The following is a 13,985-nucleotide window of genomic DNA, read 5'->3' on the forward strand; positions in this document are numbered from 1 at the left end:
TATTTTTATTTTCCAATATTAATATTGACATATGTTCTTATTTCCCATTCAGAGCCATCCGGAAATCCTACAGGACTAATTAAAGGCGGTTCATTAAAACTGCCAGGCCTTACAGCTAATGGTGAATATCTATTTGAAAACTCATTTAATGAGCGCCAAGTTCCTCTTAATCCAATAGTTGTATTAGGTAGAATAAACCAATCTGGTTTACCGAAGGACGTTGAAATATCTAACATTAATTGTAGTGGGAATGTCAAGTTAAAATCTCTATGATAATCAAAGGGTCCCCAATCGTTTACCTTAACATGTGTCTCTAATTTCATCTTTTTGTATATGGCCCTAATATCGCCTCCAAAACGCGTGATGGTTCTATCACTATCACCGTTGGCCTGACCATTTCCGTAGTAGAAATTACCAATTAAACCTAAATCAGGTGATAATTTAGACACCATTCTTGAATGTATCTCCCATAAGTCTTGAGCTGGCGCTGAATTAGCAAACGCAAAAAATTCACGCGTGTCTAAGAAACCGATAGCAGCATCCATTGTAGTTGGCAAGTATCTGTAAACAAATCCCAAATTCATGGCGAACTTTGCATCTTCTGACCGGTCATTATCCCACTGATACATCCAAGTCCCTGGTGTAGGATCGTAAGTAAATAAAATCTCACCTGCGGTGGTCTCTCGATTACCTCGTACTGCAAATGGGTCATCAATAAAGTTTCTTAAGCGCCCTGGTGCATTAACGTCATTTGGTATTGGATCTACCAATGGCTTTTGCCATAAAAAATTAGGTGCTATCTGAAAATTATCAAAGGAATAGGTAAAACCCGTTAAAAAATTAGTTTGGTTACCACTTCCAGAATCTTTTAATCGCCAACCCGTAAAGGTTTGAGTGGCATCAAAACCTCCTGTAGCTACTAAGCCCATGTAAGCACCTTGTGCATACCAATTAAACTTACCACCTTCGTATGTGATTTTTGCCTTACCGCCCCAATTATCTTCAGTTCCAATCTTATCAACATACACAATACCATCTCTAACATCTTGATAGGAACTGCCATTTAATGGAGCTCCACCCCACATACCACCTACAGCTATATCGAACTTCCCAAGCTCTCTTTCCACAACCAGAGAGGCGCGTTCTGTGGGCCAAGCTGGAATTATACCACTTCTTACTTGGTTTTGATCTAGAAGACGGCGACCATTTTCATCAAATTGCAATTCGGTCTGAACATCACGATGGTAAATACCAGCTACCTCATAGTGTCCAATTTTTCGTTGATACTTAAATAACATAGTCGGGTTGGCTCCCCACCATAATTGAGGTCCGAAGGCTGCTTTTAATCCTTCTAAATCACCCTTTCCATCAAGTTCAGCACCAAAAATTTCACCACCATAGATATCTAAGTTAGGTCCGTAATTGGCCTCCGGATAGAATCCGAATAAATCACCTTCGTATTGCCAGTGGTAATGTCCCGTACGGTAAAAGCCTCTTAAATCAAAATCCTTGGCATTCCATTCAAATTCACCTTGGTATATATTGAGTCTATTAATGTCTGGCAATGTAACGTCACCATTATCTGTTGGCACGGTAATCACTCTCGCCCTGTTTTCATAAAAAATTTCATCAATAGGATTAAGTGCCACCTTACCGATAAAATTAAAAACCACTTCGGCCCTTAAATTGGCAGCAGGACTTGCCTCAACGCCAACGAAGTACGATTGCATATGATCAAAGCCTAATTGATTTGGAAAGGTCGTGGAATTAGGATCCGGATTGTCAGGGGTTGTTATTAAAGTTCCCCCTGTATTGAATGTAGTGAATTTTGCTTGTAATTGACTAATTCCAATTTTTGTTGTACCCCCTCCTTCAAGTGCAGCTCTGTCTCCCCTAGCACGGAGCACAGCATCCATAATATTTATGTTCTTAAAGTAATTTTCGATGAAGTCTACACTGACATCTTCGTCATAAGGATTGAGTTGGTGTGCCTCTTTTAAGGCATAATAAGACGCTCTTGGATATAATTCATACAACCCACGCTCATTAGTCGGTCCTTTAGCACAAATACCAAACCACTCCTCATTCATATTATTCTGGCCTGGAGCAAGATCCCATGAATAACCGCCATTGGTCCAAGAGGCGTTATTATCGTGTCTGTCCGCGTTTTCTCTATCGTCAAAACCGTATTTCCACCAGCCATCACTAAATTGAAAAGTAAAACCCCCGATAGAATTACCTGCCTTACCTAAACCAGCAGCATTTTGATAAATTTCTTTCCAATTACCTAAGTTATAATAGGCTTGCATTTTTTGATCTTCCCTATTCTCTTTGGCGTTATAGGCATCTGAACCGAACTCTGTAAATACCAAAGCCATATCTAATTTTTCCTTTACTACATCAAACATGTCCGTAAAGGAAACACCACGATAAGTGTTGGTACCATAAATATCTATATCTGGACACTCCTCTGCAACAATATCTATAAATAACACATCACCATTACACAGGGCCACAGGGTGTGAAGGATCAATGGCCTTCATTGCTTTAGCCGCCTCATTCATTAAGCGGTACATTGGTCGGCCTCGCGATTCTCCAATAAACTTTTTCTGTTCGTCATCATCGGGAAAATCTTCCGTCTCAGCACCTTGCCAAAACAAACCGTAGTTATTTTCGTTACCTAACAAATAGAAAAGAAGCCCTGGGGTATCTTTATACTCTTCAGCCAATTTAGTCACTTCTGACATCAAAAACTCCTGCGTTACCTCATCATCATAAATAGTCACAGGTGTCCAAACACCATCTAAGGTAAGACCATATCTACCAAACGAATGGTTTAGCATAGTATATATACCATAGTTTTCATAGATATACTGAATCCATCTTGCTGGCACACCAGTGTATTGGCGAATCACGTTAACGCCCATATTTTTCAATAAGGACATTTCTGTATCGAGACCAGCTTTAATGATATCATCTGATTTTTCCCAGAATTGCGCATCTACCGTATTTGTACCTATGGGTATGTAATCCCAGTTCATACCGTTTATCATAAAGTCTTTACCATTGACTACTAACCTCTTACCACTTTCGTCCTCTTGGACAACCACTTTAGTAGACTGAGCATGAGCTAGACAAATACTGAAAATAAAGCATAGCGCCGTTAGGTGTTTTTTCATAATAGTTTTATTTAGTGCTTTAAATATAAGAATTGGTAATATAAAAGACAAAATCTTTATTTTACCAATTCTTTTGTTTGTTACATTTTAACTTATTCGTCGGCTATTAGGATGAAACCCCAGTCGAATTCTCCATTACCATCGGTTGTTCTAACAACCATTTCATTGATAGATCGACTTTCTATAATATAGGTGTGGTCACCTCCTGTATAATATCCTAAAAATCCAATTCCGGTTAGGTTCAAGGTTTCTACACCTCCTGGACCAGTAATAAACCAACTCTCACTATAATCAGAATATGGATAATTCTCAATATCTGCTCCATTTGACGTACCACTTCCTGGACCGTTCAATTCATCGATTAAAACTTCTCTACCGAATACCGTACCTTCTGGATTAACATCAGGGTCATCATTGGTGTTATCTGTAATGTGTGTGAATGTGCCATCTACGTTAAAAATATAACGATCATCATACATTCCCACGCCTTCTTTATCAAATGCCGGCGCTTGGAAAAACTCATTAAAACCACCTCCTACAGGTCCTAAGCCAAAATGATTATTAACTTCAGCTTTTATGCGCCATGTTCTTTGGCTATCGTTGGTTAGCATCGTAATGAGTTCTGCTGGAACTTCAAAAGTTGACAATACGTCTAATTGAATGGTCTGGCTAGAAGATGCTCCACCTGTGCCATAGGCAATTACCGTGGCATTGTAGGTGTTTAACCCGAGCGTAGAAAATACTAATGTCGCTTTTCCATTAACCGCTGTAGTCCTAATATTATTCACCTCATATACAAAGGACAAGGCGTTATCTGCTGTTGCCGTAAATTTAACAAATCCACTCCCTAAACCAGGAGCATCGACTTCATCCAATACGCCATCACCATCAATATCATCTAAATAAGTTAGTTGAAGATCTATATTGGTCGGTGCAACCACGGGACCAAATTCTTGGTCTTCTTCCTGACAGGCTTGAATAAACAAGCATAAAACCGCAACTATTGTAATTTTTATATAGTTTTTCATCAGATTTTGATTTTATATTTTTTGAAGAACATATTGCCAAAAGACCGTTGCGTTGATAAAAATATCAACCACCATTCTTGTATTATTGTCCGTCAATTCTACGTTATACGTTATATTTTGAGGTGCATCCGCAGGATTGGATATTTCCGCCCCATTAATCACCTTAGGCAATCCAATATAAGCCCCAACACCATCTAAAGTAAGCGTCCCTGCATTAGCATCATATGCGTAGGTAGCAGGGTTTGAACCATCGTGAGGTGGCACAGGAGGACCACATGCCTCAGACCCACCTTGCCAACCTTCTATCCAACTTTCAGCGCCTAAATCATTTGTAAATGATCCGTCAGCATTGAAAATGTAAAGGTCGTCAAAATAACAAGCCCTTGTTGTTGCACAGCCATCGCTTGAATTGCAGGCAAAGTAAACGGCAGAACCTTCTCCGACAAAAAATCCTTCATTAGGCGACATCACCCAAGTTCCTTCCACTGGAGATGGTTCAGAAACCCGTTCTAAAACATACTGCCAAAATACGGTTGCATTGATAAAGATTTCAACGACCATTCTGTTATTATTGTCCGTCAAGGTAACATTGTAGGTTATACTTTGAGGTGCATCGGCAGGATTGGATATTTCCGCCCCATTAATCACCTTAGGCAATCCAATATAGGCTCCAACACCATTTAACGTTACCTGACTGTTTTCAGGGTCGTACGTATAGGTGGCAGGGTTTGAACCATCATGAGGTGGAACAGGAGTGCCACAAGCCTCAGAACCACCTTGCCAGCCTTCTATCCAACTTTCAGCACCTAAATCATTTATAAATGACCCGTCAGCGCCAAACACATAAAGATCGTCAAAATAGCAAGCTCTTGTCGTTGAGCAACCATCACTTGAGTTACAGGCAAAGTAAACGGCACTACCTTCACCAACGAAAAATCCTTCGTCTGCAGACATACGCCAAGTCCCTGCCATTGGTGGTGGACCTGTTGGAGGTCTGTAAAAATAGAGGTTATCTACAAAAATGGTTCCCTCACCTGAAGGTACACCGTCAAATTTAAACTGAATGATTTGTGTTAAATCTACTAATGGATTAGCGTCCGTAAAAAATGATAGTGGAATATCGAAAGATGTCCACTCACCGGGATTAAGATCTAAATCAAAAGCCGCTTCATTTGGACCAGGACTTATTGGAGATATTTTAGCATCAATATCATTAGGTGTCCAAACATCTACGTGCAAGGTTTCCATTTGTGACACATCCGTTGGTACAGCCAATTGAATTCCCTGGTAAGATAGATTGGTATACTGAAGCATTAAATCGCCATCTAGGTCAAAAATATCTGCCGAGTAACCCTCATTTGGCTGGCCCCAAAATGGAGTAAAGTCATTGTTCTCATCGTAGGGATATGCTTCGCTAAAAATGCCAATGACATCCCCCTCTGATCGAGCTGGTGGGATTGGCGCTGAAGCTATGGGGGCCAAAATTTCAGTAACCTCAAAATCTTCAAAAACAACTTCAGTTGTCTCTATGGCAGCACTAAACGCCGTAACGGTTATTGTATAAAGGCCCGGTGCGTCATATTCGTAAACAATTTCCTCCCCGATATTGGCTCCTACAACATCGCCATCGCCATCTTCCTCACCAAAATCCACTTCATAATTTATACCGAACTCTGCTGTGGCATTCACTCGGACCGTATTAGATACCGAACCATCATTAACAACAGTCACCTCCAAATTTTGAGGCGGTATAAAAGACACATCCAAGGTTTGTTCTACCTCGGTTTGTTTTCCGTTAACACCAGTGGCTATGGTTCTAACTGTGTAAACACCCTCCTCATAAATAGTTTGTATAACCTCACCAGGACTTACTCTTTCTGGCTGTGTGGTACTACCGGTGAAGTAAATATCAAAGAAGGAAGCACCTGTCCCTGTCGGAATCATACTTACCGACCCTGAATTATCTGCAGTAGAAATAAATAACACTGACACGTCTGAGGGCGCTGGTGCATCGTTTATAAAATCAATATCGCGCTCATCTTCAGAGCAAGCTGCCAACAATGTTAAAACTGACAAGCAAATTATGTAACCAAATTTTTTCATAACTAAATTTTTAATATCCTGGATTTTGTTCCCACTGATTTCCAGCTAATTCTATTTCTATAAGCGGTATTGGAAATACCTCGTGTTTTCCTGATTGGAATCCGTCTATTTCAGAAGCCGCTCTTTCTGTGCGAACCAGGTCAAAGAAACGATGACCTTCACCTACAAGTTCTACGCGTCGCTCTTGCTGAATAGCATTTCTAAGGCCAATTCCTCCAACCGAAAGATTATTGTCCGAGTTACCAAAAGCACGTTCACGGACTAGATTAAGATAAATCAATGCTTGTGAATCATTACCTACTTCTGCGCTAGCGAGAGCTTCTGCTGCCATTAACAGCACGTCAGCATAGCGTATAGACCTGTAGTTGTTTGGGTTGGTTAAATTAGCATCACCGATATTGGCATCCCCTTGTCTGGCAATATATTTCCGGTTGTAGTAACCTGTATGTTTATAACCAATATCGTAAGTCGCACCTGTTTCCTCAGCCAAAGCTTCAATATCCAATATCGCTGTTTCAAGTCTGTTGTCTCCTTCTTCAAAAGCATCTACCACGTCTTGTGTTGGGACGTTAAAACTAAAACCAGAATCAAAGAATGGCCCGTTATAATTTCTAATTCCATTAAAGCCAACGGCTATATTTCCTTCGCTACATTGTAAGCATCCAAAACCAGCACCCTCTTCATCCGTATATTGTACTTCGAAGACAGATTCTATATTATTTTCATTGTCATTTTCAAACATAGTACTGTAATCGTCTAATAGGTCATAAACTCCTGAGTCAATAACTTCTTGAAGTGCACCGGCCGCCTCAGTGAATTTCTCTTGATAGAGATATACTTTGCCGAGCAAGGCTTGTGCGGCTCCTTTAGTCACTCTACCTACTTGTGATTGTTGAAGTGGCAGATTATCGGCTGCCCAAATTAAATCTTCCTCCATTAACGCATAAACGTCTTCCTTTGGAGCTTTTGGTATATCACGCTCGTCACCAAACTCAACGACGCGGTCTCTAATTAAGGGGACGTCACCAAAAAACTTAACTAACTCAAAATAATAATACGCTCTCAAAAAACGCGTTTGAGCTATAACGTTGGCCCGACCTTCAAATTCAAAGTTATTCTCATTTTGCATTATGAAATTTGTCCGGTTAACACCAGCGTACATCCACCCCCAAATATCTCTCAATTGCTGATTCATAGGTGTGTGCATCATCTCATCGATTTCTTGTATCCCTATAACATCTGTGGCACTTTCTCCTCCAGATAAGGTATTATCAGAAGCTATTTCACCTAGCATCACATTAATGTATGTCGTTTGCAAGAGGTCATAGGCTCCTATTAGAGCATTCTGATAATCTTCCTCAGAATTAAAGAAGTCCGCAGAGTTGGTAAATTGTGGATCAACATCCACGAAATCATCACTACATGAGGCAATGAATAGTACGGCTAAGATTAAATATAAATGTCTTGTCTTCATCGTTGTCTTAAAATTTTAAATTCATACCTAATAAAAATTGACGTGGATTAGGGTAGGCCCCTCCATCTATTCCGGCTCCAATAGGTGCTCCAGAAGAGATTACTGGGTCATATCCTTGATATTTAGTTAAGGTAAATAAGTTTTGAACGGCCGCATAAAATCTCAGCTTACTTATTTTGGACCCTTCTAATGCCCTGTCAGATAGGCTATAGCCTAAAGTAATATTTTGCATTCTTAAGAATGAACCGTCTTCTACATAAAAATCTGAAAATAAAATATTGGAATTGGCTCCAGTTGTTACTCTTGGGAAGGAATTGCTTGTCCCCTCTCCTCTCCAACGATCTAAGAAATACGTAGTTCTGTTGGTTAATGGGTTATTACGCTCGTAATTCCTTACAATTTCATTACCGATAGTCGCAAACGCGTAGGCCACAAAATCGAAGTTCTTATATTCAAATGACAGATTCAAACCCAGTGTAAAATCAGGTATTGGATTTCCAATATTCGTTCGATCATCGTCATCAATAATTCCGTCGTTGTTTATATCTACAAAAATTAAATCACCTGGTCTAACGTTGTCATTAATTGTCGGTAAACTTTCAACTTGTGCTTCATTTTGAAAAATACCCGCGGTTTTAAAACCTCTAAAATAGCCTAAGGGGAATCCACTTTCCATTCTTGCTGGCGGATCTTGACCAATTCCAAAAGAACCGGCTTCCAAAAATTCCACACCATCACTTACAGAAATAACTTCATTTTGAATTGTAGTAAGGTTGAAACGTGCTGATATATTGAAGTCGTCACCATATGTATCCTTGTAGCCGAGTGCAAACTCAAAACCTTTATTTTCTACAATTCCAGCATTTACAAGGGGTGCCGATGCACCTGGCGCACTTGGACCTAATAAACCACTCACTTGTGGTGACACCAGTAAATCCTCAGTTCGTCGAATATAGTAGTCCATTGTAACATCAAACTTGTTATCTCCGAACCTAGTATCTAGTCCAATATCGAACGTTTTTTGCTGTTCCCAACGTATTTCTGGATTTGCAATCCGTCCTGTAGCTTGTCCAAAAGCTCTTGTACCATCAAAAACATAAGTCGCTTCGCCATCGAGAGTACTGACGAAAGCAAAGCCGGGAATTCTGTCATTTCCTAAAATCCCGTAAGAGGCCCTTAATTTCAAAAAGTCGAAAAATGAACTATCTTCTAAGAAAGACTCATCAGAAGCTACCCAACCTCCAGAGAAAGATGGAAAATAACCAAACTTATTCTCTGGACCAAAAGCAGAGGACCCATCACGCCTAACTACCGCACTAAATAAATATTTTCCTTTGTAATCGTACTGAACTCTTGCAAAATATGAAAGCAACCGTGAGTCAAAAAAGGGATCTTCGCCAAGTTGCTGATTGACATTTTCTACGTCTGACGCATTTGCTATACTGGCATTGGCAATGGAATTCCCCGGAATATCAAATCCGGTAAATCCTGTAAAAATACCGTAGGTTTTAAATACCGATGTTCCTAACAAAACACTAAGTTTATGAGTATCATTAAAGGTCCTGTCATATTTTAAAGTAGCATCAAAAGTATAGTCTCTGAAAATATTGGCATTTTCGGTAACCTGGTTCCTAAACACATTAAACACCTTTCCACTTCCATAAAATTGCTCTGGCGTAAATACTTTAACATCCTCCTCAGAATAATTAAATTGATAATTTACCTGAGCCGTAAAATGCTCTAGGAAATTATAAGATAGCCCCGCGACACCACTAATTCTATCCACCAGCTGGCGGTTATATGTGTTATCAATTTGCTGCAGAGGATTTACCACCTCATTACCTAGACCTTCCGATATGGAATAACTTCCACCTGGTGTCCTTACGGGTAAGGTTGGAGCATTGTTTAAAGCGTTAAACAATACAGATCCTATACCACCCTCATTTAATCTATTTCTATTGGTATGATTCCAAATTATACCGGCATTAAGTTTTAAATTATCTAAAAAGTCAACACTATAATTAAGACTTTGGTTAAGACGTGAGAAATTGGCTCTATTCCCCCCGACGATACCGTCTTGTGAAAAAATCGACCCACCATAAGCAAAAGTTTGTTTCTCACTTCCTCCTCTAATACTGATTGCAGTGCTATAAATAGGAGCCCTTTGAAATACCTCATCTTGCCAATCCGTTCCTTGTCCTAAACCATTTACGTTTGGAAAGGGTAGAGGATCGCCATTGGCTGCGAATGCTTCATTCGCTAATAGCGCATATTCTGTCGCATTTAACGTGGGTAATTCACGCGTTGTTTCTTGAACGCCACCCCATGCATTTATTTCCACCGTAGTAGGCATATTTTTACGGCCAGACTTTGTTTTTATTAATATTACACCATTGGCTGCCCGAACACCATAGATTCCTGCAGTAGCATCTTTTAAAATGTTAATACTTTCGATATCATTAGGATTCAATACACTTAAATCCTCTATAACGTTTCCATCAACTAGAATTAACGGCCTATTATCTCCATTAGTTGAAATACCACGAATGTTAATGGTAAGTGGTGCTCCTGGAGCACCAGATGTTGATGTAATATTGACACCTGGTACCTGTCCCTGAAGGGCCTGCTCTACCCGTGTCGGTTTTAACTCTTCAATCGTTTCACTTGAGACGACTGACACCGCTCCCGTAATCTCCTTTTTTGTTTGGGTACCGTAACCAATCACGACCACCTCATTTAATGCTTCGGCGTCCTCCGCTAACATTATGCTCAGCGGAGCATCATTAATGATTTTAATTTCCTGTGTCTGGAATCCAATGTAAGAGACAACTAAAATTGAATTTAAACTCACGTCGTCAATTTTAAAATTCCCATCAAAATCTGTGGATGCACCTTTAGTAGTGTTCTTTACGACCACATTAACTCCTGGTAGTGGGAGACCCGTAGAAGCTTCGGTAACCGTTCCGGTTACATTTACATTTTGCGCCGAAACTGCAAATGCAAAAACCGTCGCAAAAAGTATCAATATTTTTATTTTCATCGGTTAATTAATTAGTCTATGCAACTTAACACAAAATATTAGGGAATTCACAAAAAAAGGCTATACAATAAATATACAATTTAAAAAATAAGGTCTATTATTACGACAATCGCAGTCAAAATCAAGTTCATACGGCTTTTCAATTTATTTATATTTACTTAACATCAGCTTAACATTTTTAACAAATACTCTTAATGTATGGTTAATGTATAGGTCTTATTTGTTTTTGTATAGTGCCTACAGCTCAATGATATAGTCAGAAAGGCTTTGATCATGGTCCAACCCCATCTTTTTACGCAATCGATATCGTTTAACCTCTACACTTTTATGGGAGATGTTTAATAAGGGTGCTATTTCTTTAGAAGTTAGGTTTAATCTCAAATATGCACAGAGTCTTAGGTCGTTTGGAGTAATTGACGGGTGTAACGCTTTTACGCGTTTCATAAAATCTTTATCCACATTATTGAATGCTTCTTCAAACAATTTCCAGTCACTCGTATTGTTAAGGTTAGTATTGATGAGTTTTACAACTTCCTTTATCTGTTCCTTAGATTTACTCTTTATAAGTTCTGTTTTTATATTATTCAAAAGTTCATTTCGCTTCACTAAATTCATGGTGGCCATACCAAGTTCCCTGTTCTTATTTTCAATATCTAATTGTAGATTTTTATTTTTAAACTGCATTAATTGCCTCTGATTCTCTAATTGTTCGAGTTCTAATTCCCGTTCCTTTTTTGTGAGTAGTAATTGCTTCTGTCTTTTATAGTAACGTCTATTAAAATAGTGGACTAAAAAGCCCATGGATAATCCACAGATTACGTAAAGTAATATGGCTATTGGTTTTAAATACCATGGTTTGGCAATCGTAAAAGTATAGGACAGTACATTATCCGTTAATACACCGCTGGTCATTGCCCTCGCTTCAAACCTATACATTCCATGTGGTAAATTTTCAAATGACACCGAGGACCTCGAGCTCCAATCACTCCAAGTGTCATAAATACCTTCGAGTCGGTGCTGGTAAAGGGTCTTTATAAAATTGTCATATACAGGAACGCTATAACTAAATTCTAAGGCGTTGTTTGTATTGGATAATTCCGTTGACCCCGATGTTTTTAGCGGTATAGGTCCTTCCACTATGGAACTCGCGGTTACACTATTAATCAAAATATGATGCTTTTCTTCTTCTAACTTATTGAGATTCAGTATAAAATAACCGCTTGTTGTTCCAATGATATAATTGTTATTTTCTAGATGCAATAGGTTTTCATATCCCGCCTTGTTTTTTCGAAGTTCAAAAGGCACTGCAATGGTATTTATATTAGGATCAGTTGATAACCTTCCTGGTTCCACATAAATCATCCTGTTTTTCGCAAAAGCCCAGAGTCTATTATTCTCCTTTTCATATATTAATTTTCCTGAGAGATAATTTTCTCTTGCAACGTATCTCGTTAGAAGTGTATCTTTTATAAATTCGTCTTTTGAATTATTATATTCGAAGACACCGTCTTCATAACAATATAATATGGAGTCATCATATTTGACCATGCTTGATTTTATACTGTAGGGTATTGCTAACTTGTTGTAATCGATTACACTTTGATAAAGACTATCTATGGCAATCTTGTATACCCCTTTATGCTCATGACTTACTAAAAGTTTGTAGGGGCTGATAAATTCAAGATACCTTGAAGAAATGTCGAAACCTTCTATTTTATTTCTTAACTGCCATCGATTGTTAATTTTTTCTAGTATATAAAGCCCCCTATAATTTCCCTGAATCATTAGATCCGGCTGGCCTTCAATTGTCTTTAAGGTCCATGTTCCTTTTATATCTGAAATTAAATCTGATTTTGCGCCATTAATAATGAAGGTACCTTTATCATGGCCACAAAACAAGGTACTGTCAATTACCTCTAAATCCCAAACCTGGCCTTCCGTTCCTTGAATGAATTTAAACTGGTCATTTAAGGTTAAGCTTTTATAAAATAGTCCTTGATTAGTACCCAGATACAAATACTCTCCAAATTTTTCTGATGCATAGACTGTTCCTAAAACCCCCTGTTTATCAGAATATACAGTATAGGGCGAATTTATATTTATTACATTGATACCATTATCTAAACCAAGCCACACATTTCCCGAAACGTCCTGAAACATGGCCAAAACAGTGTTGTTGCTTATGCCTCTTGATTGATTAATTTCTAGAACAACATTTCCTTGTCGATTCAGCTGAATAACACCATTAGATATTGTTCCTAGCATAAAACTTCCGTCCTTTAACCGTATGGCGCTGTATATACTTCTATCTTTCAATAGTTTATCAGCAGGTATTTGCCATTTTTCAATCTTGTTGTCGTTAAAATTAAAGATGCTTTTATCCTTAGTCAGTAACAATAAGCCCCTATTGTCCTTAAATATGTTTATGACTTCACTATTTGCAAATTCTTCTGAGGGAATTACTAGGACTTCCTTTCCATTTTCAATTTTATAAATTCCTTTGTCAACCGTATGAAAATAAATTGTTTCATCAACCTTGAACATCTTATTAATTCTCAAATCAGATTCAATTATCTTATAGGTATTGTCCTCAATATTAAAAATATAAATACGCTCAAACGACTGGAACAATATATACCCTTGAGTTTCAATTATGCTCCAAAACTCTTCGTCTTCTTTTACCTCTACTTTATTTTTAACAACTAATGAAACATATTCTAGCGTGTTAAATTGGTTAGGCAACCAATATCCAAAATCCATATAGCCTCCAGAATATATTTTATCTCCTACAACTTTAACCGATCTTAGAATGGCCCCATTGGGAGAATCATATAATTTCCAACCCGCGCCATTAAATTCTAAAAGCCCTTGGTTATTGGCTGCGTATATAAATTTATTTTCTGATTGGGTGATGGACCAATTTTGGTCCTCTGCATTGTAATCCTGCGGGGTAAAAACTTGAATAGGCGGAATTTCTTGTCCAAAAACAACATACGTTAAGAGGATAAGGCTCAGGCTAATCGCTATTTTAAATACTCTCATTCTTAATTTATACCTATATGGTTAGTAATGATATACTTTAATATTAACACAAGGAAATTGTATTAATGTTAAGTCACTAATATAAGTAATAAATGGATTTGTACTTAATTCTGTTGTGG

6 protein-coding genes are annotated in these 13,985 nt (G+C 38.3%); all 6 read right to left on the bottom strand.

The window, feature by feature from the left end:
* Window positions 1-5 precede the first annotated feature (5 nt).
* On the bottom strand, window positions 6-3,179 hold the full coding sequence (locus CA834_RS12945) for a glycoside hydrolase 5 family protein (protein ID WP_094969138.1): 3,174 nt from the start codon (window positions 3,177-3,179) through the stop codon (window positions 6-8).
* 92 nt (window positions 3,180-3,271) lie between these two features.
* A complete protein-coding gene (locus CA834_RS12950; RefSeq protein ID WP_094969139.1) occupies window positions 3,272-4,207 on the bottom strand; it encodes a glucan endo-1,3-beta-D-glucosidase in 936 nt (311 codons plus the stop codon).
* A gap of 12 nt (window positions 4,208-4,219) precedes the next feature.
* Entirely contained in the window at window positions 4,220-6,310 is a 2,091-nt protein-coding gene (locus tag CA834_RS12955) for a PKD domain-containing protein (RefSeq protein ID WP_094969140.1), read from the bottom strand.
* A 10-nt stretch (window positions 6,311-6,320) separates the two neighbouring features.
* Window positions 6,321-7,784: a RagB/SusD family nutrient uptake outer membrane protein gene (locus CA834_RS12960; protein WP_094969141.1), complete on the bottom strand. Its 1,464-nt coding sequence runs from the start codon at window positions 7,782-7,784 to the stop codon at window positions 6,321-6,323.
* Between the two features lie 7 nt (window positions 7,785-7,791).
* Window positions 7,792-10,824 carry a SusC/RagA family TonB-linked outer membrane protein gene (locus CA834_RS12965; RefSeq protein WP_094969142.1) on the bottom strand — a complete coding sequence of 1,011 codons (3,033 nt, stop codon included), beginning with the start codon at window positions 10,822-10,824 and terminating at the stop codon, window positions 7,792-7,794.
* Between the two features lie 237 nt (window positions 10,825-11,061).
* Window positions 11,062-13,866, bottom strand: coding sequence for a triple tyrosine motif-containing protein (locus CA834_RS12970; protein WP_094969143.1), 2,805 nt, complete (start codon window positions 13,864-13,866; stop codon window positions 11,062-11,064).
* Window positions 13,867-13,985 lie beyond the last annotated feature (119 nt).

Origin of the sequence: Winogradskyella aurantia (assembly GCF_002266855.1) — a bacterium.
GTDB classification, from domain to species: Bacteria; Bacteroidota; Bacteroidia; order Flavobacteriales; family Flavobacteriaceae; genus Winogradskyella; species Winogradskyella aurantia.

Bases quoted from the DNA above. Each gene is read 5' to 3' on its own strand.
- CA834_RS12945 (WP_094969138.1), bottom strand. From the start codon at position 3,179: ATGAAAAAACACCTAACGGCGCTATGCTTTATTTTCAGTATTTGTCTA.
- CA834_RS12950 (WP_094969139.1), bottom strand. From the start codon at position 4,207: ATGAAAAACTATATAAAAATTACAATAGTTGCGGTTTTATGCTTGTTT.
- CA834_RS12955 (WP_094969140.1), bottom strand. From the start codon at position 6,310: ATGAAAAAATTTGGTTACATAATTTGCTTGTCAGTTTTAACATTGTTG.
- CA834_RS12960 (WP_094969141.1), bottom strand. From the start codon at position 7,784: ATGAAGACAAGACATTTATATTTAATCTTAGCCGTACTATTCATTGCC.
- CA834_RS12965 (WP_094969142.1), bottom strand. From the start codon at position 10,824: ATGAAAATAAAAATATTGATACTTTTTGCGACGGTTTTTGCATTTGCA.
- CA834_RS12970 (WP_094969143.1), bottom strand. From the start codon at position 13,866: ATGAGAGTATTTAAAATAGCGATTAGCCTGAGCCTTATCCTCTTAACG.